General features: G+C 59.8%; 13 protein-coding genes and 1 riboswitch. Of the genes, 4 read left to right on the top strand and 9 right to left on the bottom strand.

Translation table 11 applies throughout. The annotated features are described in order from the left end of the window. Positions 1-5 precede the first annotated feature (5 nt). Positions 6-635: an alpha/beta hydrolase gene (locus ACM6I5_RS15450; protein ID WP_414884181.1), complete on the bottom strand. Its 630-nt coding sequence runs from the start codon at positions 633-635 to the stop codon at positions 6-8. 144 nt (positions 636-779) lie between these two features. Between ACM6I5_RS15450 and ACM6I5_RS15445 the strand changes: the two genes are divergently transcribed. Next, positions 780-1214, top strand: a complete 435-nt coding sequence (locus ACM6I5_RS15445) for a YhcB family protein (RefSeq protein WP_017340708.1) — start codon at positions 780-782, stop codon at positions 1212-1214. Positions 1215-1455: 241 nt separating this feature from the next. Here the strand turns inward: ACM6I5_RS15445 and ACM6I5_RS15440 are convergent, their stop codons facing one another. The 7 genes from ACM6I5_RS15440 to ACM6I5_RS15410 form a co-directional block, all read right to left on the bottom strand. Further along, the gene (locus ACM6I5_RS15440) at positions 1456-2184 is read right to left on the bottom strand and encodes an OmpA family protein (protein WP_017340709.1); all 729 of its coding nucleotides are present in this window, start codon (positions 2182-2184) and stop codon (positions 1456-1458) included. A gap of 101 nt (positions 2185-2285) precedes the next feature. After that, a complete protein-coding gene (locus ACM6I5_RS15435; RefSeq protein ID WP_017340710.1) occupies positions 2286-2927 on the bottom strand; it encodes an MBL fold metallo-hydrolase in 642 nt (213 codons plus the stop codon). 86 nt (positions 2928-3013) lie between these two features. Beyond that, entirely contained in the window at positions 3014-5752 is a 2739-nt protein-coding gene (locus ACM6I5_RS15430; RefSeq protein WP_414884180.1) for a LuxR C-terminal-related transcriptional regulator, read from the bottom strand. A 175-nt stretch (positions 5753-5927) separates the two neighbouring features. Further along, positions 5928-7292 carry a DUF1329 domain-containing protein gene (locus ACM6I5_RS15425; protein WP_017340712.1) on the bottom strand — a complete coding sequence of 455 codons (1365 nt, stop codon included), beginning with the start codon at positions 7290-7292 and terminating at the stop codon, positions 5928-5930. Between the two features lie 28 nt (positions 7293-7320). After that, complete coding sequence (locus ACM6I5_RS15420) at positions 7321-9195, bottom strand: DUF1302 domain-containing protein (RefSeq protein WP_414884179.1); 1875 nt, start codon at positions 9193-9195, stop codon at positions 7321-7323. 337 nt (positions 9196-9532) lie between these two features. After that, a complete protein-coding gene (locus ACM6I5_RS15415) occupies positions 9533-11215 on the bottom strand; it encodes a fatty acid--CoA ligase (RefSeq protein ID WP_017340714.1) in 1683 nt (560 codons plus the stop codon). A 187-nt stretch (positions 11216-11402) separates the two neighbouring features. Next, positions 11403-12032 (bottom strand): LysE family translocator, encoded by a 630-nt coding sequence (locus ACM6I5_RS15410; protein WP_017340715.1) that lies wholly within the window; start codon positions 12030-12032, stop codon positions 11403-11405. 301 nt (positions 12033-12333) lie between these two features. On the opposite strand from ACM6I5_RS15410, the gene ACM6I5_RS15405 reads away from it, so the two are divergent. From ACM6I5_RS15405 to ACM6I5_RS15395, 3 genes are all read left to right on the top strand, one after another. Next, positions 12334-13299, top strand: coding sequence for a 2-hydroxyacid dehydrogenase (locus ACM6I5_RS15405; protein ID WP_414884178.1), 966 nt, complete (start codon positions 12334-12336; stop codon positions 13297-13299). Positions 13300-13333: 34 nt separating this feature from the next. Continuing rightward, positions 13334-14332, top strand: coding sequence for a class I SAM-dependent methyltransferase (locus tag ACM6I5_RS15400; RefSeq protein WP_017340717.1), 999 nt, complete (start codon positions 13334-13336; stop codon positions 14330-14332). A gap of 41 nt (positions 14333-14373) precedes the next feature. Then, positions 14374-14497, top strand: a riboswitch (yybP-ykoY riboswitch). An 89-nt stretch (positions 14498-14586) separates the two neighbouring features. Further along, the gene (locus ACM6I5_RS15395; protein WP_017340718.1) at positions 14587-15171 is read left to right on the top strand and encodes a TMEM165/GDT1 family protein; all 585 of its coding nucleotides are present in this window, start codon (positions 14587-14589) and stop codon (positions 15169-15171) included. Between the two features lie 156 nt (positions 15172-15327). Here the strand turns inward: ACM6I5_RS15395 and ACM6I5_RS15390 are convergent, their stop codons facing one another. Further along, positions 15328-16146 carry a M48 family metallopeptidase gene (locus ACM6I5_RS15390; RefSeq protein WP_017340719.1) on the bottom strand — a complete coding sequence of 273 codons (819 nt, stop codon included), beginning with the start codon at positions 16144-16146 and terminating at the stop codon, positions 15328-15330. Between the last annotated feature and the right edge of the window lie 73 nt (positions 16147-16219).

Here is a 16219-nt window from a genome sequence, read left to right as displayed (position 1 = left end):
TGCAATCAATTCGAAAGACGCGGCAGGATCAGATCCTTGAGATCAGTCAGCTTGCCATGAAAAAAGTGTCCGCATTCTGCCACTTTCAGCAGCTCATGGGGGCGCTCGAGTTTCGAGGACCAGTCGTAGACAAGTTGCGGATCGATGACTTCGTCGGTTTCCGGCTGGATCAGGGTCAGCTCGCCATGCTGCGGCAGTTGATCCTGATCTCCCAGACGCATGACCGCAGGCGCAATCATGAACACATGCTTGAGCTGCTCGCCCTTCGCTTCCAGGCGTCCGCCGAGACTGGCTGCAACAAATCCGCCGAAGGAGAAACCGAACAGCGTCAGCGGCAAATCAGGATGCTCGGCCCGCAGCCATTCGGCCGCCGCCTGAGCATCGTCGACTTCGCCGGTGCCCATGTCGTGCGTGCCTTCGCTGGCACCGACGCCACGGTAATTGAAACGCAAAGTAACCAAACCGGCATCGCGCGCGGTGCGCTGCAGGGTCGAGACCACTTTGTTGAGCATCGTGCCTCCCTGCACCGGGTTCGGGTGGCAGATCAGCGCAATGCCGCGAGGTGCTTCATTGTTCAGGTAAAGCGCTTCCAGTTGGCCGACCGGGCCATCAATCACTACAGGGGTTTCGCGCATAAGCAAGGAAGGAACTCCGTGACCTCGAATCGGGTCGACTCGTCTAGCAAATTGTCTGTGCCGATGTATTGCGAGTGAATCGCGGTATACAGCGCAGGTTCGAGCCGTTAACGTAAAGCAAAGCCGTTTATAGAGGAAGGACTCGTGGAACACTCGCTCTTAGTTTGGTTGTTGCCGACTCTTGCCCTGGTTGTGGGTGTCGCCATTGGTTTCCTGATCGCTCGCCTGGTGCCCAACGCCGCGCCGAGCAGCACACAACGTCAGCTGGAAGACATTCAGGAACGTTTCGACAGTTATCAGAACGAAGTGGTCACCCACTTCAACAGCACTGCAACCCTGGTCAAGAAACTGACTCAGAGCTATCAGGAAGTGCAGGATCATCTCGCCGAGGGTGCCAATCGCCTGGCCCTGGACGAGCAGACCCGCCAACGCCTGCTGGCCTCGCTGCACGCCGACGCGGCAGCCGCCCCACGGGAGCGCCTGACGCCGCCGCGCAATCAGGAGCCGCCTCGCGATTACGCCCCCAAAGCCCCGAACGCGCCGGGCATGCTCGATGAGCATTACGGCCTGAAGAAGTAATCAGGTTTCACGCGACATGAAAAAGCCCCCGGATGAGTGATTGTCCGGGGGCTTTTATTTCCGATGAGCTCTTCGCTGAAACGGGCGGCCTCCGGTAGGAGCTGTCGAGTGCAACGAGGGCTTTTGATTTTTTTAGAAGCAAGATCAAAAGATCGCAGCCTGCGGCAGCTCCCACACAAAAAAACCGCCCGATCTGTTGAGAATCGGGCGGTTTTTTTACGCCTGGGGTTCAGTCAGACGATTATGGATACTGTTGAACAGTACCTTGCTGCTGACCACCATACTGCTGACCCGGAATGGCCTTCAGGTTGACCTCGACCCGACGGTTCTGCGCCCGGCCATTGACGTCAGCGTTGCTGGCAACCGGATTGTCCGGACCGGCACCCCGTGCCGACAGGTTCGCACCGCTCACGCCTTGCGACGTCAGGTAGGTTGCCACGCTCTGGGCGCGACGCTGGGACAGGTCCATGTTGTGCTGACGGCTGCCGGTGCTGTCGGTGTAGCCGACGATCTCGATCTGGTTCTGGTTGAACTCCTTGAGCGAGCCTGCCAGGTTGTTCAGCGGCTGATAGAAGCTTGAGGCGATGTTCGCCGAATCGGTAGCGAACGTGATATTGCCAGGCATGATCAGCTTGATCTGATCGCCCTGGCGCTGCACTTCGACGCCGGTATTGGCCATGCTCGCGCGCAGCTTTTTCTCTTGCTGGTCGGCGTAGTAACCGTAACCGGCAGCGGAAGCCCCCACCACGGCGGCACCAATCAGCGCCCCCTTGCCTCGGTTGTTGTGGTCAATGGCGGCACCGGCCAATGCGCCTGCCAGAGCACCGAGGCCACCGTACTTCGCGGTTTTGCTCATGCCCGTGGAACCACCGTCGGCCTGGCCCTGATTGTCGTAAGGATTAGGCGAGGCACAGCCCGACAGCAAAGCCACAGCCGTAGCGACAATAATCAAACGCTGCTTGGTGAACATGAAGAGCTCCTACTTTCTGCATTCTAGGGTGCAACGGAACAAGGCATCGGCCTTAGCGGGCTTTGGATCATTTCGGGCGGCGAAAATTCCATCGGCTACCGTCAGGCCCGCACAAAAGGGTTGTCACGCATTTCATCGCCCAGGCGCGTGTCCGGCCCGTGCCCCGTCACCACTGTCGCGTCCTCATCAAGCGTATACAGCCGTTGCTTGATCGAACGCACGATGGTCGCCTGATCGCCACCCCACAAATCCGTGCGCCCTACCCCGCGACGAAACAGCGTGTCACCGGCAATCAGCAGCTTGGCCTCTGAAAACCAGAAGCTCATGGACCCCGGCGTGTGACCGGGCGTATGCAATGCCACGCCGCAGCCGCAGGCCAGTTCTTCATCATCAGACAACCAGCGATCGGGGGATGGAACCGGGGTATAAGGCACACCGAACATCTGGCATTGCATCTCCAGATTGTCCCAGAGGAACTGATCTTCCTTGTGCAGATGCAAGGTCGCGCCGGTTTTTTCCTTCAACTGACCGGAAGCCAGGAAATGATCCAGGTGCGCGTGGGTGTGAATGATGCTGACTACCTTCAGGCCCAAGGCGTCGAGCCGAGCCAGGATCAGCTCGTGATTACCACCCGGATCGACCACGATGGCCTTTTTCGTGACCGGATCGCCGATGATCGTGCAGTTGCACTGCAACGGGCCGACTGGGAAAGTTTCGCGGATGAGGGTCGGTAGTTGGGACATCGGGGCATGCTCGATAAACAGGGACAGGGGATTTTCGCACACATTGGCATCCCGCCCTTTACCGCCATGTGTATCGACAAACGACGTCAGCCCAAAACGCCCAACGCCTTCGCCCGAGCCACCGCCTGCGTGCGACGCTCAACCCCGAGTTTGCTGTTGATGTGGCTGGCATGGGTTTTAACCGTGTGCAGGGAAATAAACAGCTGGTCGCTGATTTCCTGGTTCGAGCAGCCTTGGGCAATGAGTTTCAGAACTGACAGTTCGCGGGAGCTGAGCTGTTCGCAGGATTGTGAGGGTTCCGGGGCAATGCGTGCAGCGACAAGGGGGAGCCGTTCTGAAAGGCTCTGCGAAACCGCCGCTTTTGCGCAGTTCTGCAGCTGCTCGCGAACCCAGTCAGGGTATCTGTTCAACAAACCGTCAAAAGGCTGCAACGCGCCGCCGCTGGCCGCTTCCAGGGACTGAGCGAAGGCTTGACGGGCTTCAGGCTCACGGTTGTGCGCAAGGAGCAGTTCGGTTTTCTGTGTCAGGGCCATCACACTGAGCAACTGCCGACCGGATTGCTGACCATGCTCGAGCAACGCGTTCAATCGCCCCTCGGCCAGCATCGGTTGCGCCTGAATGACCTCCAGCAAGGCCTGTTGCAACTCGATATGCAGCGGCAGTTGCGGATGGAACTCCGGAGGCGCCGCCGGCTTTTCGCCGTTGTAGGTCTGGCCCAGTCGCGCCAGCCAGGCCTCCGCCAGATCGGTACGGCCCTGAGCCAGCCAGAGTTCGCATTTGACCAGGGTGATCATCGCCAGGTAGTAGATCGGCGGTACGTCCCAGATGTGCATCAGCCGTTCGGCTTCGGCGAGTTCGGCAAACGCCTTGGCGAATTCACCGCTGCTGCCTTCGAGCCTGGCGATCACGCAGTGGCCGATCAGTACGCTGATGTCCCGGCAGGCACGAGCTTCAGTCAACCCCGCCTGCAAGCGCACCTGCGCCGCCTGCGGTTGCAGGCGCAGGGCCAGCAGAAACCCCTCGTACAATGTCAGCCGGGCGCGTACGGCATAGAGTCGTTGCGGCGACAGACCTTGCAGTCGTTGCAGCCCTTGGCGCACCTCATCCAGCGAACGCAGGATTTCCCCTCGCGCCTGCAGCACCCGGGCGCGATCGTAATGGGCCAACGCTTCGAACAATGGATTGCCCACCCGTTGCGCCAGCTCCAGGGAATCACGGTTCAGGCCGCGCGCCCGCCATAAGTCGCCGTCGGCAATGGCCAGGTTGGACAGGGTTGAAAGGCACATCAGGCGCTGGCCGTAACGCTTGGACGGCAGACTCTCCAGCGCTTCGGTGCAATACAGCAGCGTCAATTCGCGATTGCCGCGACCGCGCGCAATGATCCCGCTCAAGGCCAGCCATTGCGCCAGCATGGACTTCTGCGCAGTGGCCGACGGCGCCGGCAGGAAGCGGCTCAGGTGACTGGCCAGCTCCTCGGCGGCATCCAGCTGACAGGCCAGCCCCAGCGCCCAGCTGTAGAGCACGATCAAGCGTGGCGTGCTGATCAGCAGGCTGTCGGGCAAGTCCATTTTCCAGCGCAGCAACATGCCGACGTTCTGTTCGGCCAGCAGCTGTTCTTCGGAAAGGTTCTGTACCAGGTTGGCCGCCACGTCCAGGTGCCCGGCGCGCAACGCCTGTTCCACCGCTTCATCGAGCAGGCCCTGGGCATTGAACCAGCGACAGGCGCGCAGGTGCAGGCTGGCCGCCGGCACCATTGCCTGACGGGTAGGCCGGGTGCGCAGCAGGTCGGAAAACAGGTGGTGATAACGATACCAGTGACCGTGTTCGTCCAGCGGTACCAGGAATACCTGATGCGCGAGCAGAAAACCCAGGATCTCGGCACTGTCATGCGCCTCGCGAACGGCGTCGCACAGTTCGCTGCAAAAACGCTCCTGAGGCGCTGTGTCATACAGAAATGCCTGCACCTCGGCGGGCAGGCAATCGATGACTTCTTCGAGCAGGTAATCGCGAATCAGCCCTTCCCCACCGTGCAGGGACTGGGGCAACGCGCCTTCGGAGCCGGCTTCGGAAGCCGCCAGCAACCAGAAACGCAAGCCAGCGACCCAGCCCTCGCTGCGCTGGATCAGGCTCTCCAGCGCTTCGCCGCGCAGGGAGGTGCTGTGTCGATCGAGCAGGGTCAAGGCTTCGTCGTGGGTCAGGCGCAGATCCTGTTCATGCAACTCGAGCAATTGCCGCGACAGGCGCAGGCGTGCCAGATGCCAGTCCGGACGCTGGCGACTGGTGACCATCACCAGCAAGCCGTCGGGAAGATGATTGAGGAAAAATTGCAGGCAACGATCGAGCACCGGCCCCTGGGCCAGATGGTAATCATCGAGTACCAGCAGCAGTGGCGCCGTCGGCAACAAATGCACGGCCAACTCGTCGAGCAAACCGTCCAGCCATTCTTCGAAGGCAAACGGCTGATGCCGCTGACGCATTTTCAACAGGCCCAGGGACTGCCTGCCCAATTGCGGGAAAAAATCCTGAAGGCCTTCGAGCAACCGCTCGAGAAATCGGCCGGGGTCGTTGTCTCGCGGACTCAACCCCAGCCACAGACTTTGCCAGTGAGCTGGCAGCCCTTGGCAGAACTCTACCGCCAGCGAACTCTTGCCAAACCCCGCCGGTGCGCTGACCAGCAACAGCCTGCCACCAAGGCCGGCACTCAGACGCTCGCATAAACGAGGCCGCAGCACGTGCCCGTCAGGCAGCGGTGGCCGAAAGAAACGGCCGTCCAGTGTCGCGACGGCAACGCTTGCGGGGCCCGGGAGTGGGGACAGATCAGTCATGGCCGGCTCTTGTTTGAAATGCTGTTGGCGGCGTTGCAGATGTCCGCAGACTAGCGGTAAACGAAGAGGTATTGAAGGTTATTGCTACAAATGGCTACAAAAAGTCTACACGCAAAAAAAAGCCCCGAACCAGTCGGGGCTTTTTTTCGAGGATGCGGCCTCAGTTCAGTTCAGCTTATCGAACCCCGGACTGACGCAATGCCGCCGGTGTGAAGTCGCTGGTCGTGGCGGTGAAGCCGAAGTTATACGCCGACTTCTCTTCGTTCTTCATACCGAGTGCCAGGTAACGACCGGACTGCAGGTCGTACAGGGTTTCCAGGGTGTACCACGGCACTTGAACGTTGTAGTAGTTCTGGGAGTGAGCTTCCGCCACTCGCCACAGTTGGTTACGACCGTCGTAGTGATCGATGACCGCTGCTTGCCAGGTGTCTTCGTCGATGTAGAAGTCACGCTTGGCGTAGATGTGACGCTGACCTTCTTTCAAGGTTGCCACGACATGCCAGACCCGACGCAGCTCGTAACGAGCCAGGTCCTGGTTGATGTGACCGGCCTTGATGATGTCGCTGTACTTCAGCTTCGGATCGTCGAGTTTGTAGCTGTCGGAGGCGATGTACATCTCCTTCTTGCCTTCGAGTTTCCAGTCGTAACGATCCGGTGCACCGTTGTACATGTCCAGGTTGTCAGAGGTACGCAAGCCGTCTGCCGCAGTACCCGGCCCGTCATAGGACACTTGTGGCGCACGACGCACGCGACGTTGACCGGCGTTGTAGACCCACGCCGAACGAGGTTCCGCCACCTGGTCGAGGGTTTCGTGCACCAGCAGCACACCACCGGCCAGACGCGCCGGCGCGGTCACTTCCTGCTTGAAGTAGAACAGGATGTTGCCCGGGTTCGCCGGATCGTAATCCTTCATCTTGTCGCGGAACACGAACTGGTCCTGGAAGTACACCAGGCTGTACGAACCGTTCGGCTGCGGCGTGGCCTGAGTCACCAGACGGGTCACGCTGCCACCGCGGTAGCGGGTGATGTGGTTCCAGATAACCTCGATGCCGGTCTTTGGAATCGGGAACGGTACGGCTGTCTCGAAGTTTTTCAGCCCGTTGCCGCCGGACACCAGTTCCGTGGCAGTGGCGTTTTTCTTGATGGCCGCGAACACGTCATCCGGCACGGTCGCGCCGCGATGGGACGGGTAGACCGGCATCTTGAAGGTTTCCGGGTAGCGCTTGAACATCGCGTACTGGCCCGGAGCAAGCTTGTCCTTGTACTGGTCGACGTTTTGCGCCGTGATGGTGAACAGCGGTTTTTCACTGGCGTACGGGTCGGACAGGAAACCCTTGCTGTCGACAGCGCCAGCGTTTTTCGGCAACGGCTTCCAGGCCGGAATCGAACCGTCGGCATTGCCGGCCATCTCGGCGCCCATCGGCGTCAGACTCTTGCCCAACTTGTCCGCTTCGGCCGCAGGGACCGCTGCCATGACGCTGGTCGCCAGCAGCGTTAGCCCCAGAAATCCAGCGTGGAACAGACTCTTTGTTGTTTTCATAGGTGTGTTCGTCCTGAAAATGCAGTGCTTAGAAGTTCACGCCGAAGCTGAGCGCAACGAAGTCGCGGTCATCCACAGTGGTGTAGTCGCCACCAAAGAAGTTGGTGTAGGCCAGGCTCGCGGTGTAGGTGTTCTGGTACTCGGCATCGAGACCCAGGCTCACTGCCTTACGGCCTTCTTCGAAGTTGCCACCAGGGCCAGGCGAATAGCCTTCGACGTCATGGGACCAGGCGACGTTGGGTTTGAGGTTCACACCGGCAAACACGTCGTTGTATTCCCAGATTGCACGACCGCGATACCCCCAGGAAGTGGCGGTAGTAAAGCCTTCGTTGTTGCAATTGGAAGTGAGGTTGCTTCTGTCCGCACCTACGCCGGCGCCCTGGATGGTCCCCGCGTTGAGGGTCGCGCACAAAGGACCTTCGCCAGGTCCGTAAACAGGGTCACGACCATAACGGGCTTCATCGCCACTCTCCAGACCACCAACATGGGTAACGCCCAGTTCACCCACCAGGGTAAGACGGCTGGCGCCCATGACCTGGTCGAAGAAGTGAGTCAGGGTCGTCTGGAATTGGGTAACTTCCTTGCGGCGATAACCATGCTGATCCTGACCTGGAGTCCCTTTCAGCGGCGAAGCGCCACTCAGACCTGGTAACGGGGTGACGCCCGAATAGAGGATATCGGTGGTATTGAGTTGTACAGGCGCGTTCGGGCGGTAGCTGACTTCACCGCTCCAGGCCGTGCCTGTAGGCAAGGTGGTGGAAAAGCTCAAGCCATACAGGCGGATATCTTCCGGGTACTCGATAAAGTATTGGGAGTTACCGGCGATGGCCAGAGGACGTAAGCTCGCTGCAGCGCCGGGCAGAAATGTCACTGCGCTGGTGTAGGCGGAAGCGGGTGCACCCGTGGCACTGAAAATCGGTGCACGGCTGTGGTAGTTCATGAAGTAGGCGCCGAACTCGGTGTCCAGCGGCTCGAATACATAATGGAACGCTGCACCAAACTGGCCGCTGTCGCGCGCGTCACGATCAGGGCCGCGTTTGACCAACACACCCTCATCATTGATGTCGAGTCCGAACCGAGCCAGCCCCGGCAGTGCGCCAGGCACAGTGGCCAAGTACGAACGCTTGGACAGCAACCGCAGGTTATCGGTGCAGCCATCAGCGACCACATCCGGCTGGGAGAAGAACGTACCGCAGTTATCGACAACCGACTGGTCCCATTCCAACTGGTAGAAGGCTTCTGCCGACAGGTTCTCGGTCAGGGTCTGGGACACGTAGAACATGTTGACCGGAATCAGCCCTTCCTTGATTTCGGCACCTGGACGGCGGAATGCCGATACGTCGATCGGGTTGATCGAGTTGATGCCGTTGCCGATAAAGGTGCTTTCACCCCAGCTCACTACTTGCTTGCCTAGACGCACAGAACCTGGCTGATCGGCAATGGAATAGTTGTGGTAGACGAAAGCGTCGAGAATCTGCCCGCCGGAGGACTTGGCGCCTTCCTTGCGGTTGTGATCGCTGACATCCTTGAACAGACGACTTTCGTCCTTGAGTTCAAAGTCATACCAGTACTTGCCACGTACAAAGACACCGGTATCGCCATACTTCAGTTCCAAGTCATGGATGCCCTTGAAAATCTTCGAAAACGTTTCACCGCGCTTGAAGTTCAAGTGGCCATCATCGGAGGTTTGCGACAACCCCTTACCGCCGTTGTTAACCCCGATCAAGTCGCTGTTGGGTTTGGCAGTGGACCAACTGGCACCAACGGACAGGGACGAGTCGAAGCTGCCTTCGATTTCACCAACGTTGAAACTGACGCCGAATGCGGGCCCGGCGAGCGAAGAGGCAAGACTGACAGCCAGGGGCAGTTTAGCCCGGCGCCAGAACTGGTTTACTGATGTCATCGACGCTACTCCATGTGCATTATTGTTATGGCAGTGAGTACTTTTAAAAACGCTGTGGTTGACCGGGGGCCAAGGCCTCCCGAAATCATTCCAAAGTTGCATCGCCCCGTTTTGTGCGTGTGCCCCGTTCTTAAAAATCCTTGAGCGGACTATAGCCAGCAGGTAGTACTGCTTGATCCCTCTAAAGTGTGATTTGCAGCTGCCAGCCACTCTGGAACAGTCCTTTCGCCAGACCGACACCTGTCGGCACGGGAAGGATGGCTGAAAATTCGGATTTCACAAGCCAAGCGCTTGCTTGGTGGGGCTGGCGTGCCCTTTTGGGGCACGCCGGAAGACGCTAAAGCGTCGAGAGGAAGGTGCTGTTGTTGGCTTGCCATTCGGTGATGTCGACGCGGATGCGTTTCTTGTCGAGCTTGCCGACGCTGGTCTTGGGAATTTCAGTAACAAGGGCGATCTGACTAGGGATAGCCCACTTGCTCAGGTGCCCCAGCTCCACAAACGGCTTGAGGTGTTCCTTGAGTTCTTTGGCCCCGATTGCATGGCCCTCGCGGATCACCAGCAGGGCAAACGGGCGCTCGCCCCACTGCGGATCGGCAATGCCCACCACTGCTACTTCGCGTACCGCTGCGTGGCGACTGATCAGGTCTTCGAGGTCCAGGGAGGAAATCCATTCGCCACCGGTCTTGATCACGTCCTTGATCCGGTCGCGAATATCGATCACGCCCATGCTGTCCAGCGTCGCCACGTCTCCGGTGTGCAGCCAGCCGCCAGCCCAGAGCTCGGCGCCCTTTTGCGGCTCATTGAAATAACCTTCGGTGAGCCACGGCGCGCGCAGCACCAGTTCGCCCTGAGTCTCGCCATCGGCAGGCAGGAAGTTGCCATCGGTGTCGACGATCGCCGCCTCCACCAAAGGCCCCGGCACGCCGGCCTTGATTCGATACGTGGTGCGCTCGTCTTCGGTGCCGGCCATCAACTCGTCATTGAGGTGCGCGCACGAAACCAGTGGCCCGGTTTCCGACATGCCGTAAGCGGCGGTCAGCTGAATGCCCTTGGCCTTGGCCGCTTCGTACAACGCACGATTCAACGCGCTGCCGCCGATGACGATTTTCCAGCCAGCGAAATCCGTGCCTTGCGCAGCCTTGGCATTCAGGACCATTTGCAGGATGGTCGGGACGCAGTGCGAAAAGGTGACCTTTTCCTTGCGCCACAGCTCCACCAGGTATTCCGGATCGTAGCGCCCCGGATAAACCTGCTTGAGCCCGAGCATCGTCGCCACATATGGCAAACCCCAGGCGTGGACATGGAACATCGGAGTGATCGGCATGTACACGTCGTTAGTGCCCAACAGCCGCACGCTGTCGATGGCGCCCATGATGGTCGACACACCCATGGTGTGCAGCACCAGTTGCCGATGGGTGAAATACACGCCCTTGGGATTGCCGGTGGTACCGGTGGTGTAGAACGTGGTCGCGACCGAGTTCTCGTCGAAATCCTGGAAGTCGTAGTGCGTGCTCGCGTCCGCCAGCAATTGCTCGTATTCGCCGACGAGGTTCGGCAAGTCGGCGGTTTTTTCCGGCAGATCGGTCAGCAGCAGGGTTTTTTCCACCGTGGTCAGGTGACCGGCAATCGCGTTGTACAGCCCGACGAACTCGCTGTTGACCAGCACGAAGCGGTCTTCGGCGTGGTTCATGGTGTAGAGAATCTGTTCCGGCGACAGGCGCACATTGATGGTGTGGATCACCGCGCCGATCATCGGGATGGCAAACATGCATTCCAGGTAGCGATGGCTGTCCCAGTCCATCACCGCCACGGTATCGCCGGCCTTGACGCCGGCTGCCGTCAGTACGTTGGCCAGGCGTGCGACCCGTTCGATCAGGGTCGGATAGCTGTAGCGCAACTGATCGCGGTAGATGATCTCGCGGGTTTTCTCATAGCGCGCGCCAGACATCAGCAGCCGTTTGATCAGCAACGGGTACTGGTAAGCGCCTTCGGCTGGGGGGATAACGCGAGTCTGCAACATAAGAATCCCTTTTCTGACTGCACGGTCGTGACTGAAAGTAAGCACTCTAGTGCCCTTCCATGACAACCAAATCAGCCGAAGGAATGATTTGCAACATCCAGCAAATGCTAGCGTTGCGCCAGCACTCAACTGCAATCCGGTCCTGTAGGAGCTGCCGAAGACTGCGCCTACAGGGGTTATCGTGCGATCAATGCATCTCGGTAAAGGCCAGTTTCACGCCAATGGCGATCAGCACCGCGCCCATGGTCCGGTCGAACCAGTGACCCATGCGGGCGAAACCGGCGCGCACGCGTTGCTGACTGAACAGCATCGCCACCAGGCAGAACCACAGAGCCGTCGCCGCCGCGAGGTAAATCCCGTATCCCGCCTGCACCGACAGCGGTGTATGCGGATTGATCACCACGGTGAACAACGACAGAAAGAACAACGTGGCCTTGGGGTTCAGACCATTGGTCACGAAACCCGAGGTGAAGGCGCCGCGAGCGGTGCGCTCACCCGCTTCCTGGTGCAGGTCGTCGGCCACCGGTCTGGCCGGTTGCGCACGCAAGGCCTTGAAGCCGATATACAGCAGGTAAGCGGCGGCGGCCCATTTCAAGGCGTTGAACAGCACAATCGACTGGGACACGATCAGGCCGATGCCGAGCAACGAATAGCCGACGTGCAGGAAAATCGCCGTACCGACGCCCAGCGCGGTCCAGGTGCCGGCGCGACGACCGTGGGTCACGCTCTCACGCACCACCACGGCAAAGTCCGGGCCGGGGCTGGCTACGGCCAGCAAGTGAATGAGGGCAACGGTCAAGAACTCTGTCCAGTACATGGGGGCTCCTATAGGGCAGGCCGATCAATAAAAATTTTCAAGGTGAACTCACCTTTTTGCCATCTTCAATTTTGTGGCGAGGGAGCTTGCTCCCGCTGGGCTGTGTAGCTGCCTCAACTCAGGCGACCGCGTTTTGTCAGGCGCATTGCGTCATCCGGCTTACGGCTGCTTCGCTGCCGAGCGGGAGCAAACTCCCTCGCCACAGGCTTTGTGCCAGACCAGCCAGCGAAGTAACCATTTGTTTCTATCTGGTAGGCTCGGCAGATTACGCCTTCAATTCCATGCACAAAAGGTACAGTTGATGACGAACCCTCGCCGCGCCGTTTTCCTCGACCATCCCTCGCTGGACCTCGGCGACCTCGACCTCAGCCCATTGCGTGCTTGCTTCGACGATTTGCAGCTGTTCGCGCAGACCGCGCCGGATCAGGTGATCGAACGTCTCAAGGGCGCGACGGTTGCCATCAGCAACAAAATCCTGATCGACGCCGCAGCCATTGCCGCCAGCCCCGAGCTGAAGCTGATCCTGATCACCGCCACTGGCACCAACAACGTCGATCTCGCCGCCGCCCGCGCCCACGGCGTTACCGTCTGCAACTGTCAGGGTTACGGCACGCCGTCGGTGGCGCAGCACACGATCATGTTGCTGCTCAACCTGGCGACGCGCCTCGCCGATTATCAGAAAGCGGTCGGCGAAGGTCGCTGGCAACAAGCGAAACAGTTCTGCCTGCTGGATTACCCGATCGTTGAACTGGAAGGCAAAACCCTGGGCTTGCTCGGTCACGGCGAGCTGGGTGGCGCGGTCGCACGGCTGGCCGAAGCCTTCGGCATGCGCGTGCTGCTCGGGCAGATTCCGGGGCGCCCTGCCCGGCCGGACCGCTTGCCGCTGGATGAGCTGTTGCCGCAGATCGATGCGCTGACCCTGCATTGCCCACTCAACGAACACACTCGTCACTTCATCGGTGCTCGCGAACTGGCGTCGATGAAACCGGGCGCCTTCGTAGTCAACACCGCCCGTGGCGGCTTGATCGACGAACAGGCGCTGGCCGATGCCTTGCGCAACGGCCACCTGGGCGGCGCCGCCACCGACGTGCTGAGCGTCGAGCCGCCGACCGCCGGCAACCCGTTACTCGCTGCCGACATCCCACGCTTGATCGTCACACCGCACAACGCCTGGGGCAGTCGCGAGGCGCGGCAGCGGATCGTTGGCCAATTGACCGAAAACGCTCAGGGATACTTCAGCGGTAAGGCGCTGCGGGTCGTCAGTTGATAAACTGCGGCACTTTTTTTCACAGGAGCAGAGTATGGATCCGCGCAGTGAAGTACTGCTTCGTCAGGCCGAGTTATTCCAGGGCCCGGTGTTGCTGGCCGGTTTGCCCGCCGATGATTTGCTCGGTCGCCTGCCCGACGCCCACGGCTGGTGCTGGCACGCCGGCGACCAGGCTGCGCTGGACGCTCGCTTCGCCGAGCGCAGCCATTTCGGCGTGACCGCGCCCGAGCGCGAGTTCGATACCGCGGTGGTGTTTCTGCCCAAGTCCAAGGACCTTACCGATTACATCCTCAACGCCCTGGCCTCGCGGCTGGCCGGTCGCGAGCTGTATCTGGTGGGTGAAAAACGCAGCGGCATCGAAGGCGCGGCCAAACAACTGAACCCGTTCGGCAAACCGCGCAAGCTCGACAGCGCGCGTCACTGCCAGCTCTGGCAGGTCACTGTGGCCAACGCGCCAGCGGCCAAGTCGCTGGAAAGTCTGGCTCAGACCTATGAATTGCCGCTGGCCGAAGGCCCGTTGAAAGTCATCAGCCTGCCGGGCGTGTTCAGCCACGGTCGCCTGGATCGCGGCAGCGCATTGTTGCTGGAGCATCTGGACAAATTGCCGAGCGGTCATTTGCTGGATTTCGGCTGCGGCGCGGGCGTGTTGGGGGCAGCGGTCAAACGTCGTTATCCGCACAATCAGGTCACGTTGCTCGACGTGGACGCTTTTGCGGCCGCCAGCAGTCGCTTGACGCTGGCTGCCAACGGTCTTGAAGCAGACGTCATTACCGGTGACGGCATTGATGCGGCGCCGATGGGTTTGAGTGCGATTCTGAGCAACCCGCCGTTCCATGTCGGCGTGCACACCGACTATTTCGCTACCGAGAACTTGCTGCGAAAAGCGGCCAAACATCTGAAAAACGGTGGAGAACTGCGCCTTGTCGCGAACAGCTTCCTGAAGTATCAGCCGCTGATCGAAGAGCACCTGGGCGTGTGTGCGATCAAGGCTGAGGGACAGGGTTTCAGAATCTACCGGGCCAAACGCGGCTGAAAAATAAGTGCTTGCCTAACGGGTTTCGCCTAGGCAGAATCCGCTCCGTCCTAGGGGAGTAGTCTCCCACGAGCGCCATGCTCGTCCGGCATACGTCAACATACTTGGTCCTCAGACCATGGCGTATGCGACCCAAGCGTCCGCATCAGACGGCTCGCCAGGGTTTGACAAGACCTATGACACGAACACCTTACCCGGGGCGGGAAGGCTGTACGTGTCATAGCCGTGTCGACCCGCCCCTTAGGAAAACCCTGATGCTGGATTCACTTCTCGTTCCCACTGCAATCGTTGCCTTGGCCGAAATCGGCGACAAGACGCAACTGCTCGCACTCATTCTCGCTGCCCGCTTTCGCAAACCGTGGCCGATCATTGCCGGCATCGTCGCCGCCACCCTGGCCAACCACGCGGCAGCCGGTGCGGTAGGCGCCTGGGTCGGAGGTTTCTTCTCGGATGCGATGTTGCACTGGATTCTCGCCGCAAGCTTCACCGCGACGGCGTTGTGGACCCTGGTGCCGGACAAGATGGATGACGACGAAGCCAGCACCGCCCGCAAGTTCGGGCCGTTCCTGACGACACTGATTGCGTTCTTTCTGGCTGAAATGGGCGACAAGACTCAAGTCGCTACCGTGATGCTCGCCGCGCAATACCCTGAGCTATGGCTGGTGATCATCGGCACCACCGCCGGGATGTTGATTGCCAACGTGCCAGTGGTACTGGCGGGTAACTTTGCGGCGGACAAACTGCCCTTGACGTTGATCCGTCGACTGGCGGCGTCGGCGTTTTTCGTCCTGGCGATTGTCGCGGTGTACAAGGCGATGCAGAGCAGTGGGTGGGTATGACGCGGCAGACCATTCAATGTGGCGAGGGAGCTTGCTCCCGCTCGCTGCGTAGAAGCCGTAAATTCGGATGAGCGACAAAAACGCGCTCATCCGAAATGGGGCTGCCTTGCAGCCCCAGCGGGAGCAAGCTCCCTTGCCACAAAAGCCCTATCTACATCAGGATTTAGGCGCTTTCTCGTACAACGGCATCACCTTCGGAATCGCTGCCTGCAACGAAGCAATCCGACTGGACGACGCTGGGTGAGTGCTCATGAACTCCGGTGGCGAACCTTCCGAGGCCTTGCTCATCTTGTTCCACAGGGTGATCGCGGCATTCGGGTTGTAGCCGGCGCGAGCCGCCAATTCCAGGCCGATCAGATCAGCTTCGTTTTCATTTGAGCGGCTGTTGGGCAACGTCATGCCGTAGTTGGCCACGGTGTCGGCCAGCGCCAGGCTGTCCTGACCCAGACCGAACAAGGCACCGGCGCCCTGCTTGGCCATTTCGATGCCGTAGGCCTTGGACATCGCTTCACGACCGTGCTCGCGCAGGGCGTGGGCGATTTCATGGCCCATGATCGCGGCGATTTCATCGTCGGTCAGTTTCAGGCTGTCAATCAGCCCGGTGTAGAAAATGATCTTGCCGCCAGGCCCGCAGTTGGCGTTGAGTTCGTCGCTCTTGATCAGGTTGACTTCCCATTTCCACTGGGCCGAATCCGGACGGAAAACCGGCGCCTGGGCAATCAGCCGATTGGCGATCGCCTGGATGCGCTTGGCATCGTTGCTGGTCTTGTCCAGCACACCTTTGCTGGTCGCTTCGCCGACCGTCTTCTGGTACGACTGGGCGTACATCTGGTTGACTTCGTCCGTGGACAACATACTGAACATGTACTGTTTGCGCTCCACACCCACGGCGCCGCCGCTGGTGGTGTTGACCGACTGACAACCGGCGAGCAACAGACCCGCACTCAGAGCACACAAAACCAATCGCTTGTTCATCAAAAAACTCCCTGAAAACATGCCGGGTATCCTAGGCGGGGAAATGTATCGACGCCAGATACAACAGACATTC

It is taken from the genome of Pseudomonas sp. IT-P171 (assembly GCF_949767765.1).
GTDB classification, from domain to species: Bacteria; Pseudomonadota; Gammaproteobacteria; order Pseudomonadales; family Pseudomonadaceae; genus Aquipseudomonas; species Aquipseudomonas fluorescens_B.
The sequence above is the reverse complement of the archived record's forward strand: the minus strand, read 5'-3'. Positions and strand labels throughout refer to the sequence as shown.